Here is an 18,532-nt window from a genome sequence, read left to right on the forward strand (position 1 = left end):
AACACACCGTCCCGAGGCCCTGCACGGGGCATAACCGGGCATGAGACAATCCCAGCCCGCAAATTGATCATCTAAGCTAGGTCTTCCGGGGGGCAAGTTCAAGGCAAGCCGAGGGTTCTGCCCCGGTTTTATGCAGAGTTGATCGGCGATTACCGATAGCGCGCAGGGTGTCGTCCTGAAACGCAAGGGCGGAAAGGTTCGCTTCGTTTGACCGCAAGCGGAAATGAGGAGCGGGCTTCTTTTCGTCATGCAAAGGCATGGATTCGGAAAGAGGCCTGAGGGAAAGCGCCTTGTGCTTACCCTTCAAAACGGTAGAAGCCGGCCCACTGACGATCCTTTCGAGAGGATTGCAGGGGTAACCGGCTTCCACGGAAAGCGGGGGCGAGCCCCGCCGCTTTCAGAATTCCCGCTTGAAGTATGACTGAAGCGGCGCAACGTCCAGTCCGCCATCCTTGATGGCAGAGATGGCGTAGATAGCCGCACGGGCACCCGCGAGAGTTGTGAAATGCGGAACGCCTCCGAGCAGGGAGGAGCGACGGATATCAAAGCTGTCGCGCACGGCCTGTGCGCCCTGCGCCGTGTTGATGACAAGCTGAACATCACCAGAGCGGATGGCATCCACGCAGTTCGGGCGCCCTTCGAGCACCTTGTTCACGCGCTTGACGGGAATGCCTGCCTCTTCAAGGCGGGCTGCCGTGCCGCGTGTGGCAAGAATGCTGAAGCCCATCTCGATCAGCTTGCGACCGAGTGCCTGGACCTGGGTCTTGTGACCATCGCGCACCGAAAGCAGCACGGCGCCCGACTGGGGCAGCACCACGCCGGCAGCAAGCTGCGACTTGGCAAAGGCACGCTCGAAGCTGCTGTCGAGCCCGATGACTTCACCCGTCGAGCGCATTTCCGGCCCGAGGATGGTGTCAGTATCGGCAAAGCGATGGAACGGGAAGACAGCTTCCTTCACCGCTACATGCGGCGCAATGGCATCGCCATCGAGCTTGAAGCTCGAAAGCTTGGCCCCTGCCATCACGCAGGCACCAATCTTGGCCACCGGCACGCCGGTCGCCTTGGCAACGAAGGGCACCGTGCGCGAGGCGCGCGGGTTCACTTCGAGCACGAAAACCTCGTGGTCCTTGATGGCGTATTGCACGTTCATCAGGCCGACAATGCCCAACTCACGCGCCATGGCCTCGGTCTGGGCCTTCAGCTCGGTCACGATGGCGGGTGACAGGGTATAGGGCGGCAGCGAGCAGGCAGAGTCACCGGAATGGATGCCGGCTTCCTCGATATGCTCCATCACGCCCGCCACATACACGTCCTGACCGTCGCAGATGCAGTCCACATCGGCTTCGATGGCGTCGTTCAGATAGCGGTCGAGCAGGATCGGGCCGGAAGAGACCTCGGCACCGGCCAGAACGAGCGTATTGCGCAGATAGCGTTGCAGCCCTGCCGGATCATAGACGATCTCCATCGCGCGGCCGCCCAGCACATAGGACGGACGAACCACGACCGGGTAGCCAACCTTCTCGGCCACGGCTTCCGCTTCACCCGGTGTGCGGGCAATGCCGTTTTCGGGCTGACGCAGGCCGAGCTTGCGCAGGAGTGCCTGGAAACGCTCGCGGTCTTCTGCACGGTCAATGGCGTCAGCCGGGGTGCCGAGCAGCGGAATGCCAGCGGCTTCCAGAGCTCGGGACAGTTTCAGCGGGGTCTGGCCGCCATATTGCACGATGCAGCCCAGAATTTCGCCGCCAGCCTGTTCGGTGCGGATGAGAGAGATCACATCCTCATCGGTCAGCGGTTCGAAATAGAGACGGTCCGAGGTGTCGTAGTCGGTCGAGACAGTCTCGGGGTTGCAGTTGACCATGATGGTCTCGAACCCGGCCTCGCGCAGTGCATAGGCGGCATGCACACAGCAATAGTCGAACTCGATACCCTGCCCGATACGGTTCGGGCCACCGCCGAGAATGATGATCTTCTTGCGGTCGGTCGGACGGCTTTCGCATTCCGGCACGCCGAACCCGCCCTCATAGGTCGAGTAGAGATAGGGTGTGTCAGAAGCGAATTCGCCTGCGCAGGTATCGATGCGCTTATAGGCTGGGGTCACAGAAAGCTTGAGACGGAACGCGGCCACATCCTCGACGCTCTGGCCCGTCAGGCGGGCAAGCTGGCGATCGGAGAAGCCCTGCGCCTTGATGCGGCGCAGATTGCGGGCATCCTTGGGCAGGCCGTTGGCGGCGATCTCGTTTTCGGTAACGATGATATCGTGCAGCTGACGCAGGAACCATGGCTCGAAGCGGCAGGCTGCGTTGATGTCTTCAAGAGACAGCCCGGCGCGCATGGCCTGGGCGGCCATGAGAATACGCTCGGGGCGCGGCTCGGAGAGCGCGGCACGATAGGCATCGAGCGAGCCGTCTCCCGGGGCTTCGACGGGGTCGAGGCCTGTCAGACCCGTCTCCATCGAACGCAGACCCTTCTGCAGCGCTTCGGCGAAGGAGCGACCGACCGACATGGCCTCACCCACCGACTTCATTGACGTCGAGAGCAGGGCAGGGGCGCCGGGGAACTTCTCGAAGGTGAAGCGCGGAATCTTCACCACGACATAATCGATGGTCGGCTCGAAGCTGGCAGGTGTCGTGCCGGTAATGTCGTTGGCGAGCTCGTCCAGCGTGTAGCCCACGGCCAGCTTTGCCGCGATCTTGGCGATGGGGAAGCCCGTCGCCTTGGAGGCAAGTGCCGAAGAGCGCGAGACGCGCGGGTTCATCTCGATGACGACGATACGGCCATCATCGGGGTTGATGCCGAACTGAACGTTCGACCCGCCGGTCTCGACACCGATCTTGCGCAGGCACGCGATCGAGATGTCGCGAAGCTTCTGGAATTCCTTGTCGGTCAGGGTGAGTGCAGGGGCGACGGTAATGGAGTCACCTGTGTGCACGCCCATCGGATCGATATTCTCGATCGAGCAGACGATGATGCAGTTATCCGCCTTGTCGCGGACGACTTCCATCTCGAATTCCTTCCAGCCCAGCACGGATTCCTCTATGAGAACCTCGGTGGTGGGGGAGGCATCTAGACCGCCCGCCACGATCTGGTCGAACTCTTCACGGTTATAGGCAATGCCGCCACCGGCGCCGCCCATGGTGAAGGAAGGGCGGATGATGGCGGGCAGGCCGACCGATTCCAGCGCTGCACGGGCTTCTTCCAGCGTGTGGGCGATGGTGCTGCGCGGGGATTCCACGCCGATCTCGTCCATGGCCTCGCGGAATTTCTGACGGTCTTCCGCACGATCGATGACTTCGGCATTGGCGCCGATCAGTTCGACGTTATGCTTCTTGAGGAAGCCCGACTTGTCGAGCGCCATGGCGGCGTTCAGCGCCGTCTGGCCACCCATCGTCGGCAGAACCGCGTCGGGCTTTTCCTTGAGAATGATGCGCTCGACGAATTCCGGGGTGATCGGCTCGACATAGGTCGCATCGGCCAGACCCGGATCGGTCATGATGGTGGCCGGATTGGAGTTGATGAGGATGACGCGATAGCCTTCCTCTTTCAGCGCCTTGCAGGCCTGGGTGCCGGAATAGTCGAATTCACAGGCCTGACCGATCACGATGGGGCCGGCGCCGATGATGAGGATCGACGAGATATCTGTACGTTTCGGCATGGGTCAGGCTGCCTTCTTGTCCATGAGGGCGACGAAGCGCTCGAAGAGATAGAATGAATCGGACGGTCCCGGGCTGGCCTCGGGATGATACTGAACCGAGAACGCATCGAGCTTGGTGCTGCGAATGCCCTCATTCGAGCCGTCGAACAGGCTGGTATGAGTGATGATCACGTCTTCGGGCAGCGACTTGTCATCAACCGCAAAGCCGTGATTCTGGCTGGTGATTTCGACGCGGCCCGAAGCGAGGTCCTTGACCGGCTGGTTGGCGCCACGATGGCCGCGTTCCAGCTTGTAGGTTCTGGCTCCAAGGGCCTGCGCCAGAAGCTGATGGCCGAGGCAGATGCCAAAGACCGGCACATTTGCAGCAAGCACTCCCTTGATGGCGGGCACGGCATAAACGCCGGTCGCGGCCGGGTCGCCGGGGCCATTGGAGAGGAACACGCCTTCGGGATTATGGCGCAGGATCTCTTCAGCCGTTGCCGTGGCAGGCACCACGGTCACGTCGCAACCTGCGGTCACGAGGCAGCGCAGGATGTTGCGCTTGGCACCGTAATCGACAGCCACCACGCGGCGACGCGTGCTGCGCTCTGCCGCAGGCTTCTGCCAGACGCCGAGTTCCCAGGAATAGCTCTGGGTGCAGGTCACGTCCTTGGCCAGATCCATGCCTTCAAGGCCGGGCCAGGAGACAGCCTGGGCGCGCAATGCCGCAATGTCGAACTGGCGATCCTTCGGGAAGGCGAGCACGGCTGTCTGCGGGCCGCCATCGCGCAGGCGGCGCGTGATCAGGCGCGTATCGATGCCTGCGATGCCGGGCAGGTTCTGGCCGATCATCCACTGGGCGAATTTCTGGGTCGAGCGCCAGTTGGCAGGCAGGGTGACGTCTTCCTTCACGACAACGCCGCGTGCGGCAACGCGCTGCGCCTCGTCATCTTCGGCGTTCGTGCCGACATTGCCGATATGCGGGAAAGTGAAGGTCACGATCTGACCGGCGAAGGACGGATCGGTGAGCGTCTCCTGGTAGCCGGTCATGCCGGTGTTGAAGCAGAGCTCGCCAATGGCTGCGCCATCCGTATGGGCGCCGAAACCGACACCCCACAGAACGGTCCCGTCGGCAAGAACGAGGGCGGCATTGGCGCCTTCAGGGCAGGTGTCGGTCATGGTCGGGGTCTCCTCCTGAGGCGTCTGCGGATCGAGGTCCGCAAGAGTGATGCCGGGCAGACGCAGCAGCGCCCCCCAGTGCTTGCCGGGAATGGCGCGTGACTGGCGCCATTTGCGAATGGCTTCGGTGCCGACGCCGGTCAGGCTGGCCAGCGCCTCTGCGCCTCCTGCCTTCTCGATGATCTCTTCGATATCCATACCCGTCTCCCTTGCGTCCTTTTCCACTCGGACGCTCGCGTGGTTGGTGCTAGATAAGCCTTTGAGATGAGATTGGGAAGTTTTTTCCCACTCTCAACCACCGCCCGGTATGTGGGAAAAATATTCCCGCACTTGTGTGGCGCAGGTCAGGAAAAGGAAAAAGACAATGTCCCTGAGAGAACAGATCTCGGCCGATCTCAAGACCGCCATGAAGGCGAAGGAAATGGATCGTGTGGCACAGATCCGCGGCATCACGGCCCGTATCAAGGACCTTGATGTTGCAGCGCGCGCCAATGGCAAGGAGATCGGGGATGAGGATATTCTCCCGATGCTGCGCAGCATGATCAAGTCGCGCACCGAATCAGCCACGATGTATCGCGAGGGTGGCCGCCCCGAACTGGCGGAGAAGGAAGAGGCCGAGATTGCGACGATCAAGACCTATCTCCCGCCAGAGATGGACGAGGCCGCGCTGGCCGCTGAAATCGACGCTGCCATCGCCGAGTCCGGTGCCACAAGCATGAAGGAAATGGGCAAGGTCATGGCCGTGCTCAAGGCCAAGTTCGGCAGCGCGCTCGATATGGGGCGTGTGAATCCGGTCGTCAAAGCCCGCCTGTCCTGATTTCGGGCTGAGAGATGGCGTTCGACCCCGGCTTTCTCGACGAACTGCGTGCCCGTACCCCGATCGCTGCGGTGATCGGGCGTCGGACAAAGCTCAGCCGCTCGGGCCGCAACTGGAAGGCCTGCTGCCCCTTCCATGGGGAAAAAACGCCTTCTTTCTATGTCTATGACGATCACTTCCACTGCTTTGGCTGTGGTGTGCATGGCGATGTCATTTCCTTCGTCATGCAGAGTGAAGGTCGCAGCTTTCCCGAGGCGGTCGAGCAACTCGCCAATGAGGCGGGGCTCGACATGCCCCGTCAGGACCCCCGTCAGGAGGCCCGTGCGCAGGAGGCGCGTTCGCTTGGCGATGTGCTCGAGGCTGTGCAGGCCGTCTATCGTCAGGCGCTTTATCAGCCCGGCGGGCGTCAGGCGCTGGCTTATCTTCGCCGACGCGGCCTGTCTGACGCGACGATCGAGAGTTTTGGTCTGGGTTGGGCGGGCGAGGGACGTGGTGCGCTTCTCGAAGCCCTGCGTGGGCAGGATATCGGGGCCGAGCAACTGGTTCAGGCCGGGCTCATGCGCGTGGATGAGCGCGGTGTCCCGAGGGGCGAACTGTTTTTCTCGCGTGTCATGTTTCCCATACGCGATCGACGCGGCAGGCTCATTTCCTTCGGTGGGCGCACGCTTGGCGATGCTCAGCCCAAATATGTGAACGGGCCTGAAACGGCGCTCTTTTCCAAGCGTCGGGCGCTTTACAATCTTGATCTCGCCCGCGCTGCCCTGCGCGATCCGGCACAGAAGCTGATCGTCGTCGAAGGCTATATGGATGTCATTGCTCTGGCCCAGGCGGGTTTCGAGGCGGCGGTAGCGCCGCTCGGGACAGCGATGGGGGCCGAGCAGCTCGAACTGCTCTGGCGCGAAGCCTCGCACCCCATTCTGTGTCTCGATGGTGACGCGGCTGGTGCGCGTGCAGCATTGCGCGTGGCTGAATTGGCCATGCCTCTGCTCACTCACGAGCGCAGTCTGAATTTCTGCCGTCTCGACCCCAAGGACGACCCGGATAGTCTGATCCGCCGCGAAGGCCCTCAGGCAATGAAGCGCGTTCTGGATGGTGCGTCGTCTCTGGCAGAAGAGCTGTTTCAGCTCATGATGGCTGGCGTTCAGCAGGACGTGCCCGAACAACGCGCCGCATTGAAGAAGCGTCTCGAGGCCGCTGCGGCCCTGATTGCGGACAAGGATCTCGCATCGGAATATCGCCGTGCGCTGATGGAGCGGTTTTTCGCCTCCTCACGCCGCGGCGGTCGGACCGGGGGGGCGAGACCCGGCGCTGCGAAGCCTCCCGTACGAAGTACGGCTATCGATACCGGCGCGCACGAGCGCCTGCGTCTTCTGACCGTGCTTGTCCTGCGTTCACCCGCGTTATTGCCTGAGATTGAAGACCAGTTCGGGCGTCTCGATCTGCCGTCGCCTCTCGATGAGATACGGGACACGGTTCTGGACTGGTTTGCCGAGCTTCCTTCTGAAGAAGGGCTGACAGCTGAGGCCTGTCTCGAGGCGCTCGAGCAGCAGGGCCTTGGCGACGAGGCGCGCAGCCTGCTTCATCACGGCCTCGTGCCAGCATCTCAGGCTGAGAGAAACGGCCTCTTTTCTCTCGAACCCATTCAGCAATGGTGGCATTTCTTCGGCCTGGTGAATTTTCCGGCTTTCGTGCGGGAGGTCGAGCAGGACATGCAGGCGGCGCTCGCCAACCCCTCGCTGCAAGGCTTGCCGGAAGCCCTGGTGGTGCGTCTGCGTACGCTGGACCGTCTTCGCCGTGGTGAGGAGAACGATGACGAAGATTGACGCAGCGCGTCAATCCGGGATGAAAAGACAGTGCTGGCCCTTGACTTCGGGCGTTGGATCGCCCACCTGCACGCTGCCGAAATTGCTAGCGCTGACGCTGGTGGATCGCAGTTGGAAGAAGGGCGACCGGTGGGTCTGCCGTGTCGGACGGCGCATTGCTCTTGCAGTGCGCTGGGTTGACGCGTTTCTTACATGGCTGGTTTTTAGCGTCGCGCTCGATAGGGCGTGCGGGGAGCAGGGAGTAGGGTATGGCGACGAAAGCGGCCACGGGAACGGAGCGGAACGCGCAGGACCAGGACGGCGATACCAATGTCCTCGACACGCAGTCCGGTGCGGTCAAGCGGCTTATCGCCAAGGGACGTGAGCGCGGCCATATCACCTTCGATGAGCTGAACGCGGTTCTTCCTCAGGACCAGATGTCTTCCGAGCAGATCGAAGACATCATGGCCATCTTCTCCGAAATGGGCATCCAGGTTGTCGAGAACGAAGACAATGAGGAAGCCGACGACTCCGAGGAAAAAACCGAGGAGAAGGAAGAGGCTGAAGAGTCCGAAGAATCGCCTACCGGCAATGTGAGCGAAAGCGCAGGCCGTACCGATGATCCGGTGCGCATGTATCTGCGCGAGATGGGCTCGGTCGAATTGCTCTCGCGCGAAGGCGAAATCGCCATTGCCAAGCGAATCGAAGCGGGTCGCGACGAGATGATCGGAGGGCTCTGCGAGAGCCCGCTGACATTCCGCGCCATCATTTCCTGGCATGACAAGCTCAAGGAAGGCGAGATGTTGCTGCGCGACATCGTCGATCTTGAGGCCATGCAGGGCGGTCCTTCCGAGGAAGAGACGGCTGAAAACGAAAACGGCGAAGAGAACGAGGATAATCTCGACGAAGAGCCCACAAACGAGGAAGGCGGCGACCCGGAAAGCTCCGGTCTGTCGCTCTCTGCGCTTGAGGAAAAGCTCAAGCCCGAAATTCTTGCCCATTTCGAAGCCATCGAACCGCTTTACGACACACTGCGCGCGCTTCAGGTGCGTCGCATCGAAACGCTGACCAGCGGCTCTGAAGCGACTGGCGCCTCGGAAGCAGAGTACGAAAAGCTCCGCACCGAACTGGTGAAGATGGTCGAGCAGGTGCATCTGCACAATAACCGGATTGAAGAGCTGGTGACCCAGCTCAAGGTCCAGTTCCAGCGCCTGAACACGCTCGAAGGCCGTATGCTGCGTATGGCGGAAAGCTGCCGCGTGTCGCGTGATGACTTCCTGCAGAAATATCGCGGCTACGAGCTCGACCCCAACTGGCTGGCTTCGGTTTCTGCGCTGACCGGCAAATCGTGGAAGAATTTTACCACGCGTTATGCCGAGCAGATTATCGATCTGCGCAATCAGGTCGCTGATCTGGCACACAGCACGGGTCTGCCGGTTGGCGAGTTCCGTCGTGTCTATGCGGTCGTTTCGCGTGGCGAGCGCGATACGACGCGCGCCAAGAAGGAAATGATCGAGGCCAATCTGCGTCTCGTGATTTCGATTGCCAAGAAATACACCAATCGCGGCCTGCAATTCCTGGATCTGATTCAGGAAGGCAATATCGGTTTGATGAAGGCGGTCGATAAGTTCGAATACCGTCGCGGCTACAAGTTCTCGACCTATGCGACCTGGTGGATTCGTCAGGCCATCACGCGGTCGATTGCCGATCAGGCACGCACCATTCGTATTCCGGTGCATATGATCGAGACGATCAACAAGCTGGTGCGTACCTCGCGTCAGATGCTGCACGAAATCGGTCGCGAGCCTGCGCCTGAAGAGCTGGCCGAGAAGCTTGGCATGCCGCTTGAAAAAGTGCGCAAGGTGCTCAAGATCGCCAAGGAGCCGATCTCGCTCGAAACCCCGATCGGTGACGAGGAAGACAGCCATCTTGGTGACTTCATCGAAGACAAGACGGCGGTTATTCCGCTCGATGCCGCGATCCAGACCAATCTGCGTGAAGCCACAACGCGCGTTCTGGCCTCGCTCACTCCGCGTGAAGAACGCGTGTTGCGTATGCGCTTTGGTATCGGCATGAATACCGACCATACGCTTGAGGAAGTCGGTCAGCAGTTTAACGTGACCCGCGAGCGTATCCGTCAGATCGAGGCCAAGGCGTTGCGCAAGCTCAAGCATCCGAGCCGCAGCCGCAAGCTGCGTTCGTTCCTCGACGATAACTGATCATGGAGAAGTGGCTTGAGGTGGCTCCGGAACGTCCGACAACCGACATAACGGTTGATGTGACCTTCCTCGAGCGCCTCAGGCCGCCTCTGCCACGCCGGGTCATCTGGCCCGAAGGCTACCGTCTGGAACGGTGGCACCCGAACACCACCGATTATCTCGCGCTCTATCGCCTTGTCGGCGCCCCCCATTGCTGGTGGATGCGCTACCTGATGCCCAGCGCGACGCTGCATCGTATTATTGCATCATCCCATACGTATATCTGCCGTCTGCTGGGGCCGGAAGGAGTAGCCGGTTTTTTCGAACTCGACCTCGAAAAGCCCGAGACACCCTATCTCTCCTATCTCGGTCTTGTGCCTGAGGCTCAGGGCAAGGGGTTGGGCAGGAAATTGCTGAATGCCGCGATCCAGCAGAGCTGGCAGAAAGAAACACGTGTGCTGCGCGTCAATACCTGCACAGCCGATCACCCCAATGCCCTGCCCACCTACAAGGCCGCGGGCTTTGTGCCGATCATGGTCGAGCAGGAGCACTGGAGCATCCCCGACGATCTGGGGCTCGTCCCGCCCGAACACCTGCGTCAGAAGGTGAACTGAGGAAACGGGCGTATATTCGGCATGCAGCGGTGCTTTTATCTTGCCCCTGTACGGCAGAATGTGCTCTATGCCGCCTTCCCCTGCCGGACGAAGGCATCGTCCCGGCTATACCCGAGCCTTGTGGAAGAGGCGCTGTTCTGACCGGTTGCGGTCGGCAGTTGGGTTGAAGCAATCCGAAGGGAGCACATATGCCTTTGTATGAAAGCGTGCTTATCGCACGTAATGATATCTCGCAGGCGCAGGTCGAAACCCTCGTCGAGCAGATTGAAACCCTCCTCACCCAGGATGGCGGTTCGATCGAGAAGCGCGAATTCTGGGGTCTGCGTTCGCTCGCATACCGCATCAAGAAGAACCGCAAGGGCCACTACGTCCTTCTCGGCCTGAATGCCCGCCCGGACCAGATCCGTGAGCTGGAGCGTCAGCTGAGCCTGAACGAAGACGTTCTGCGCGTTCTCACGCTGCGCGTTGAAGAAATCACCCAGGACCCGTCTCCGATCCTGTCCCGCAAGGGCGATGATCGTGGCGATCGTGGCAATTTCCGTGGTGGCAATGCCAAGCCGGCTGGTCGTTTCGACAGCGGCCGTGGTGGCCGTCGTGGCGACGATCGTGAAGAATACCGCGCCCGTGAGGGTGCCGAGATGGATGCGGAGTGATCGCGATGTCTGACGAGAACACCAACGAAATCAACCCGGCCGCCCGTCGCATTGCCGTCGGCGCCCGTCGTCCGTTCTATCGCCGCCGCAAGTCCTGCCCGTTCTCCGGCCCCAACGCGCCGAAGATCGACTACAAGGACGTGCGTCTGCTGAGCCGCTTCCTTTCCGAGCGCGGCAAGATCGTTCCGAGCCGCATCACGGCGGTTTCGGCCAAGAAGCAGCGTGAGCTGGCGCAGGCGATCAAGCGCGCCCGCTTCCTTGCCCTGCTCCCCTACGTGATGAACTGAGGAGACAGGCATGTCACAGACTGAAGTCATCCTGTTGCAGCGCGTTGAGCATCTGGGCCAGATGGGCGAAATCGTCCGCGTCAAGCCCGGCTATGCGCGCAACTTCCTGCTGCCGCAGGGCAAGGCGCTTCGCGCCAATGCCCAGAACCGTCAGCGTTTCGAAACCGAGCGCGCACAGCTTGAGGCTCAGAACCTCAAGCGTCGTGAAGAGGCCGAGCGTCTTGCCGAGCGTATGCACGGCCTGAGCGTCGTCATCATCCGTCAGGCTGGTGACAGCGGCAGCCTCTATGGCTCCGTCACCACGCGTGACATCGCGCTTGCCGTGACCGCAGCTGGCCTCACGATCGGCCGCAACCAGGTTGTCCTGGCTGAGCCGATCAAGATGCTGGGTCTGGTCGAGGCACGCGTCGATCTTCACCCTGAAGTGTCGATCCCGGTGACCGTCAACGTTGCCCGTTCGGAAGAAGAAGCCGAGCGCCAGGCACGTGGCGAAGCCATCGTTGCTGAAGAGGACGAATATGTCCTCGAAACCGAAGTCGAGGGTGACGAATCCGAGGCTGAAGGTGAAGTTGAAGGCGCCCCCGTCTAATAGACGCCGCGTTTGAAGACTGATTACAAAACCCGGCTGCCTCTGGCAGTCGGGTTTTGTTTTATATGGCTGTGTTGACGATCACGCATTTTAGACGTTCAAATACTTGAACTGTCTGGGAATGGTCGGGGTCTATCATGGTATTTCTGCTTGATCAGGTATTGAAGCGGTTCATCAAGGCCGGTGCTCTTGATGTCATCCTGCCCGATGGCAGGAAGCGTCACTATCAGGGAAGACTGCCCGGACCCGCTGCCACCATTCACGTCAGGACCGAGAAGGCGCTCAAAAGCCTCCTGCTGAATTCGGGACTCGCCTTTGGCGAAGGCTGGATGGACGGCGAGATCGTCGCTGTCGGCTGTACGCTCGAGGATGTCCTGAATGTACTGATGCTCAACATCCATGACAGTCACCATCTTCTGAGCAAGCTGGAAGAAAAGGCGCGTTTCGGTATCCGTTTCTTCAGGCAATGGAACAATCAGCGGCGCTCCCGCAGCAATGTTGCCCATCATTATGACCTGAATGGTGCGCTCTACGATCTGTTTCTCGATGAAGACCGTCAGTATTCCTGCGCCTATTTCACGTCCGACGGCATGACGCTGGAAGAGGCGCAACTGGCCAAGAAGCGCCATATCGCCGCCAAACTGCGCCTCGATCGGCCTGGGCTGGAAGTGCTCGATATCGGCTGCGGCTGGGGAGGCATGGCGCTTACCCTGGCTAAGGAATACGGGGCGAAGGTGACGGGCATCACTCTCTCGCGCGAGCAATTGCAGGTGGCCCAGCAGCGTGCGCGTGAGGCGGGACTTGAAGGGCAGGTGCAGTTCCTGCTGCTGGATTATCGCAAGCTGAACCGCAAATTTGATCGTATCGTCTCGGTTGGCATGTTCGAGCATGTCGGTATTGGCCAGTACGATCTCTTTTTCCGGACAGTGCGGAAGGCATTGAAATCCGACGGTATCGCCCTGATCCACTCGATCGGCCGCATGGACTGCCCCGGATCAACCAATCCCTGGCTGGATAAATATATTTTCCCGGGTGGTTATTCCCCTGCGTTGAGCGAGGTTCTGCCCTCAATCGAGCGCGCGGGACTGTGGATGACGGATTGCGAAATCCTGAGGCTGCATTACGCCAAAACCATCAGGATCTGGCGTGAGCGCTTTGCGGCCAACCGGGACAAGATTCTGGCACTTTATGATGAACGCTTCTGCCGGATGTTCGAGTTCTATCTGACCGGGGCAGAGCTTTCCTTCCGCCTTCAGGGACATATGAACTTTCAGATCCAGCTTTCGCCTGACCTGAATGCCGTGCCACTGACGCGCGACTATCTTTATCAAAAATAGGCCATCCGACGTCGTTCCCGTGATTCTGGCGTCATCCTTCGGTAGCTCTGGCGCCAGATTTTCACGAGTACAGAGCGGTGGTAACGATAAGTAACAGTTTGGGCTCTCGGAATCGTGATTCCGTGTTTCGTTCTGTCACGATTTGTGCCGTAATTGGCGAATGAGACCTATTCGCAATAAAAGGATGGTGAGGGGATTTCGCCCCTCATCGTCGCTCCTCATTGCCTCCTGCGTCACGTCGCTGGGATTGGCGGTTTCCTCTGAAACTCTGGCGCAGCCCGGCGCGACAGGAGGAGAGGCAGGTGTCACATCAGGCGATAGCGGTGCAGGCGGGGAAACGAGACGCGCTCGCCATGGGCAAAGCGTGGCTCCGCGAGCAGAGCGTCAGGAAAAGCGCGAGGGTCAGGCGGCTCATAAGAAAGCGCATCGCGAACTGATCACCGTACGGGGTGAGCGTGGGTCTTACGCGGCTACCGAGAGTGGATTGGGCGATAAGAGAGCGACGCCCTTCCTTGAGCAGACCCAGACGACCAACGTCGTGACCCACCAGACGATCGTCGATTTTGCGCCGCAAACCATGGAAGACATGACCAAATATGTGCCTGGCATGGTGGTTGGCAATAATTTTGGCGGAACCCAGGACGCCCTGATCAAGCGCGGATTTGGTGCCATTGATGACGGGTCGATCCTGCGCGACGGCGTAAGAATGCCGATTGGCCGCAATTACCAGGGCGACACGACCGAGCGTGTGGAAGTGCTCAAGGGACCCGCTTCCCTTTTCTACGGCATGCAGGAGCCGGGGGGCGTGATCAATGTCGTGACCAGAGCCCCCGATTTTCATCGCTGGGGTGCCGGATTCGGCACGCAATGGAGTTCGCTGGGCGGCGGTAATGGCCATCTCGATTTCACCGGGCCGCTTGGCAAGGATTTCGCCTTCCGTCTGATCGGCAGTTATCGCAACGAGAATTACTGGCGCAATTTTGGCGCCAACAAGCAGGTGCTGGTGGCGCCGACGCTCAATTGGCGGCATGATCGCTGGGATGGCGCCCTGTCCTATGAATTCGTCGATTATGACAACGTGCTCGATCGTGGTGCGGTGTTCGTCGGCAATAATCCGGTTTCAGGCCCGCAGAAGCGTCTGGATGAAGCCTGGACGGCCTCTTTCGGCGCGCGTCATCTGATTGCGTCGCACCTTGGCTATCGCCTGAGCGCACATGACCGGCTACGTCTGTCAGGCGGCTACAACCGCGATGATTATCATGACCGCCAGGCTGATCCATCCAGCTATAATGTACGCACCGGCATTCTGATGCGCCGTTATCGTGCCAATACCGGCACGCTGCGTGCCAATGGCAGCGTGGCCCTTGATTATCTTGGCACGCATGAACTCTGGCATATGAAGCACGAGATCACTGCCGGTGCGGATTATGAAAACCGTAATCAGGACCAGGGTGATTTCGTTCAATCGGCTAATCAGGGTGGGTTCAATCCGACCAGGCCTGTCTATGGCGGGCTGGCCCCTGTCGGGCGCGTCAATCCGTCCAACAGCAATCTGCAGCAGAATATCAATAGCGCCTCAGGCTATCTGAAGGACAACATCCATCTTACGAAGAGCCTGATTGCGAGTGGCGGTGTGCGCTATCAGTGGTTCTCGCTGCGCTATGGCAGCGGTATTCCCTTCGTGCAGACGACAAATGCTTCCTATACGAAAGCATTGCCTTTCGCGGCTCTGGTCTGGCAGCCATTCAAGACCGTCTCGTTCTATGGCGACTATTCACAATCCTTCGGTGCCAATCTGCTTTCCGCCGGTACGGTGCTTCAGGGCGGCTACAAGCCGACGACGGGGCGCGAGTTCGAGGTGGGCGGCCGTTACGAGAACCACGGGCTGACGGCTGATGTGGCGCTGTACCATATTCGCAAGAAGAACGTGCTGCAGAGCGCAGGCCTCGATTCCAACGGTAACATGATCCAGCGCCTGACCGGGCTTGCCGGGTCCAAGGGGCTTGAAGCCAGTCTGACCGGTGCTCTGACCCGTCATTGGAGCGCGATCCTGTCTTATGCCTGGACGGATGCCCGTACCCTGCGGGACACTCCCCAGACAGAGGGACACCAGCTGATCGGCGTGCCGAAAAACAGTGGCAGCTTCTTCCTGACCTGGAATGGCACCTTGCCATGGTACAGAATTGCGATGCGTGCGGGCGGGGGTGTTCATCTTGTCGGCACGCGCGCGGCGACGCTGGATAACAGCTTTCAGGTGCCCGGCTATGGCACGATTGACGGCTTTGCCTCCTGGACGGTGCCCAATCTGCTGTCGCATCAGGTCCGTCTGCAACTTAATGCCGTCAATCTCCTGAACCAGGGCTATATCATTGCCCCAACGGGCTCGGCTTTCCGTAACAGCTGGGGGCAGGGGCGCAGTTTCGCTGTCGCCACGAATATTGCTTTCTGAGTTTTTCGAAGAATGCAGTGAGGAATGAGCGTACTGGTTACGCTCGTTTCAGCAGCCGGATAGCTGCTTTCCGGCTGGAACTGCCTGCATCCCGGCGGCATCAGGACAGGACTGCAGTTGCACGATCCTGCGACCGCTGCGCACTGACGATCCGGATCCGCGTGAGGCATTGGACCCCACAATTCTTGTAGGAAATCGGGGCCCTGAAATGCCGAAAGCGCGTTGCGATACCCCAAGGAGTACCGATCCGCGCTTTCCAAAGCTTTCTCGTTCTCCCCTTGAGAGGGGAGGCGATCTCAGCTCAGCTTGAGCGAGACAGCAGAGGTCTTGCCGTTGCGGCCGACTTCGGTCTCGTAAGAGAGAGCCTGGCCATCGGCGAGGGTGGAGAGGTTGGCTTTCTCAACAGCAGAGATATGGACGAACACGTCATCACCACCGGCATCCGGTTTGATGAAGCCGAAGCCCTTGGTTGAGTTGAACCACTTGACGGTGCCTGTTGCCATAACGAGGCTCCTTGATAGTACGACGGGCACGCAGAAAAATTTTACGTGCAGACATGCTCCTGCGAAACGACCCGATATGCCACATGCATTCGAAGTTTCGGGCAAGTGCACCCGTCTAGGTCTTGTATGGGCGCTCGCAGGGGCGAGTGCAAGCGCCTCGCGCTCTCAGCTTTCTGCGCAGACAAGTTTTGCCAGTGTGGCAAACTCATCAATCGAAAGTGTTTCCGCGCGGCGTGTCGCAATAATCCCAGCCTTTTCAAGCAGGGCTTCCCCCCCGATCGGCCTGAGCGAGGCACGCAGCATCTTGCGTCTCTGACCAAAAGCCAGATTCGTGACATGCTCCATTGCCTTGAACAATGCGGCTGAGGGTTGCTCTGCCTTGGGTACGATATCGACGACAGCCGAGTCGACTTTTGGCGGGGGCGAGAAGGCGCCGGGAGGCACCCTCATGACGATATTGCAGGTTGCACACCACTGGGCGATCACGCCAAGCCGGCCATAGGCCGACGTATCGGGGGCGGCGCAGATGCGCTCGGCGACTTCGAGCTGGAACATCAGCGTCATGCGCTCCCAGAGCGCTGCCTGACGGAGCCAGCCAATCAGAAGGGGGGTGCCGACATTGTAAGGCAGATTGGCAACGATCTTGCGAGGCGCCGGGCAGAGTGTCGCCGTGTCGAGGGCGGTCGCATCTGCCTTGACCAGAATCAGCCTGCCATCGGCATGGGCCACAAGCTCATCGAGCAGAGGCCATGCGCGCTGATCGATCTCGACGGCATGAACAGCACCGGCCTTCGTGTCGAGCAGGGCGCGTGTCAGCCCACCGGGCCCCGGGCCGATTTCGACCACATGCCGCCCGGCCATGTCACCAGCGAGAGCCGCAATCCGGGCGACGATACTCGGATCGAGAAGAAAGTGCTGGCCGAAGGATTTCTTGGCGTCGAGACCATGAATACGGATGGCATCGCGCAGGCTGGGAAGGGTCATCCCTGACCCGGCGCAGGCTTGCCGTGCGGCTTCTTGGCGGGGGGCTCGTCGTTCTGCGTGTCGTCAGCCGGTTTGGCAGAGGCGGTCTTGTCATCCTTGCGCATTTCGATGACCGAGCGGCGCTCCAGATCACGTTCGAGCTGACGCGAGGCCTGCTCGACGCGCTCATTCATCAGGCTGTCGGCGATTTCGCTCGGGCTTTGCTGGGCAATGTTCTTCTGCCCCTTCGAACAGACCGTCAGCAGCGCGATGCCGTCCGTCGAGACCAGCGGACGGCTGGACTGACCGACAGGGAGATCGGACAGAACCTGTCGCATCTGGGGGTTGAGACGCTCAAGCACCAGCTGGCCACCCGGGTCGGAGGGGTGCTTTTCCCCGAGGGAATGGTTGAGGGCTTCCATCGCGTCGCATCCATGAACCGACTGCGCGGCAGCGGAAGCCTTCTGCAGAGCCATCTTCTGCTGATCCGTCGGGTCCTGAGGATTCAGGGGTGACGAGAAGGGGAAGAAAGCCTGACGCACGGTGACCATGGTGACGTTCTGATGGCCAATCGTCCGCTTGCCGTTGACGGTAACGATGACATAGCCACCCGCCACCTTGACCGGGTTGGAAATGGCGCCGATCGGCATCTGGCGCACAATCTCGACCACGGGCGGGTCAAGGCTGTCTTCCTGCACCCAGCCCATCGTACCGCCGTCAAGCGCGGTCTGTGCCTGAGAGAACTGCGCCGCGACAATCGGGAAGGGCGCGCCGTTGCGCAGCTGCGTGATGATCGTCTTGGTGAATTCGAGCTCGGTTTCTGAATGGCGCGGATCGGCCACAGGAATGAAGATCTCGCTCACGTTGTACTGGGGGCGACCTTCCTCTGCGCGAAGCGCCTCCTCACGCTGCGCGATTTCGCGGGCCGTGATGCGGCCGCGCCCTGAAATCTCTTCGCGAAGCACCTGCATCCAGCCTATCTGCACGCGGATCTGGTCGATCAGGGTGGTGAGCGACACACCATCCTGCGCTAGACGGTCGCGCAATGCATTCTTGGGCATGCCATTGCGTGATTCGATGTTGTTGATCGCCTGGGCAATCTGCTGCGGCTCGACATTGATATGACGCTTGAGGATTTCCTGCGTCTTGATGCGTTCATCGACCAGCTGGCGGATGATCTGCGGGCGCAGGCGCTGCATCAGGTCGGGGCTGATATTCAGCCCGGTCGACAGGGCGAAGAGCTTGCCGCGGTTATCGACATCGCGCTCGGTCAGAACCTGACCGTTGATCGTGCCCAAGATGGCATCTTCAGGCGGTGTGACCGGCTCGACCACCGAGCCATGCCCGGGATGGGCGTGCTGCGCATGGGCGTGATGGGCCGGGGCCGCCTGGGCACCGAGCACCGGAAGGGCGAGCAGGGCCGAAAAGCCGAGAAGCGTCTTGCGCATCGACAGGGAGCGGCCGGCAGGCAGGGCAGCCCGAAGGAAGGGGGCAGAAAAGCTCATTGCGC

General features: G+C 60.4%; 14 protein-coding genes. 9 read left to right on the top strand and 5 right to left on the bottom strand.

Annotated elements, in window-relative coordinates; genetic code table 11:
• Nucleotides 1–397: 397 nt before the first annotated feature.
• Together carB and carA are read right to left on the bottom strand one after the other, a co-directional pair.
• A complete protein-coding gene (carB, locus tag AAID99_RS01435; protein ID WP_498492882.1) occupies nt 398–3,652 on the bottom strand; it encodes a carbamoyl-phosphate synthase large subunit in 3,255 nt (1,084 codons plus the stop codon).
• 3 nt (nt 3,653–3,655) lie between these two features.
• On the bottom strand, nt 3,656–5,008 hold the full coding sequence (carA, locus tag AAID99_RS01440) for a glutamine-hydrolyzing carbamoyl-phosphate synthase small subunit (protein ID WP_267310839.1): 1,353 nt from the start codon (nt 5,006–5,008) through the stop codon (nt 3,656–3,658).
• 166 nt (nt 5,009–5,174) lie between these two features.
• Between carA and AAID99_RS01445 the strand changes: the two genes are divergently transcribed.
• The 9 genes from AAID99_RS01445 (at nt 5,175) to AAID99_RS01485 (ending at nt 15,556) form a co-directional block, all read left to right on the top strand.
• Nucleotides 5,175–5,627, top strand: a complete 453-nt coding sequence (locus AAID99_RS01445; RefSeq protein ID WP_267310838.1) for a GatB/YqeY domain-containing protein — start codon at nt 5,175–5,177, stop codon at nt 5,625–5,627.
• 14 nt (nt 5,628–5,641) lie between these two features.
• Nucleotides 5,642–7,450, top strand: coding sequence for a DNA primase (dnaG, locus tag AAID99_RS01450; RefSeq protein ID WP_498492885.1), 1,809 nt, complete (start codon nt 5,642–5,644; stop codon nt 7,448–7,450).
• 248 nt (nt 7,451–7,698) lie between these two features.
• On the top strand, nt 7,699–9,648 hold the full coding sequence (gene rpoD / locus AAID99_RS01455) for an RNA polymerase sigma factor RpoD (RefSeq protein ID WP_498492887.1): 1,950 nt from the start codon (nt 7,699–7,701) through the stop codon (nt 9,646–9,648).
• Nucleotides 9,649–9,650: 2 nt separating this feature from the next.
• Complete coding sequence (locus tag AAID99_RS01460) at nt 9,651–10,241, top strand: GNAT family N-acetyltransferase (RefSeq protein WP_498492889.1); 591 nt, start codon at nt 9,651–9,653, stop codon at nt 10,239–10,241.
• Between the two features lie 188 nt (nt 10,242–10,429).
• Nucleotides 10,430–10,894, top strand: a complete 465-nt coding sequence (rpsF, locus tag AAID99_RS01465) for a 30S ribosomal protein S6 (protein ID WP_188424928.1) — start codon at nt 10,430–10,432, stop codon at nt 10,892–10,894.
• 5 nt (nt 10,895–10,899) lie between these two features.
• Nucleotides 10,900–11,181, top strand: coding sequence for a 30S ribosomal protein S18 (gene rpsR / locus AAID99_RS01470; RefSeq protein ID WP_023977644.1), 282 nt, complete (start codon nt 10,900–10,902; stop codon nt 11,179–11,181).
• Between the two features lie 10 nt (nt 11,182–11,191).
• Nucleotides 11,192–11,770, top strand: a complete 579-nt coding sequence (gene rplI, locus AAID99_RS01475; RefSeq protein WP_498492892.1) for a 50S ribosomal protein L9 — start codon at nt 11,192–11,194, stop codon at nt 11,768–11,770.
• 137 nt (nt 11,771–11,907) lie between these two features.
• A complete protein-coding gene (locus tag AAID99_RS01480) occupies nt 11,908–13,107 on the top strand; it encodes a class I SAM-dependent methyltransferase (protein ID WP_498492894.1) in 1,200 nt (399 codons plus the stop codon).
• A 247-nt stretch (nt 13,108–13,354) separates the two neighbouring features.
• Nucleotides 13,355–15,556, top strand: coding sequence for a TonB-dependent receptor (locus AAID99_RS01485; RefSeq protein WP_498492896.1), 2,202 nt, complete (start codon nt 13,355–13,357; stop codon nt 15,554–15,556).
• Nucleotides 15,557–15,852: 296 nt separating this feature from the next.
• Here the strand turns inward: AAID99_RS01485 and AAID99_RS01490 are convergent, their stop codons facing one another.
• The 3 genes from AAID99_RS01490 to AAID99_RS01500 all read right to left on the bottom strand — a co-directional run bounded on the left by AAID99_RS01490 (nt 15,853) and on the right by AAID99_RS01500 (nt 18,527).
• Nucleotides 15,853–16,059 carry a cold-shock protein gene (locus AAID99_RS01490; RefSeq protein WP_188424936.1) on the bottom strand — a complete coding sequence of 69 codons (207 nt, stop codon included), beginning with the start codon at nt 16,057–16,059 and terminating at the stop codon, nt 15,853–15,855.
• Nucleotides 16,060–16,224: 165 nt separating this feature from the next.
• Nucleotides 16,225–17,043: a 16S rRNA (adenine(1518)-N(6)/adenine(1519)-N(6))-dimethyltransferase RsmA gene (gene rsmA / locus AAID99_RS01495; protein ID WP_498492899.1), complete on the bottom strand. Its 819-nt coding sequence runs from the start codon at nt 17,041–17,043 to the stop codon at nt 16,225–16,227.
• A complete protein-coding gene (locus AAID99_RS01500) occupies nt 17,040–18,527 on the bottom strand; it encodes a peptidylprolyl isomerase (protein WP_371869807.1) in 1,488 nt (495 codons plus the stop codon). Before AAID99_RS01500 ends, rsmA begins: the two co-directional genes overlap by 4 nt.
• Nucleotides 18,528–18,532: the final 5 nt, after the last annotated feature.

The sequence above is a fragment of the Asaia sp. Ae19-3 genome (assembly GCF_059801175.1).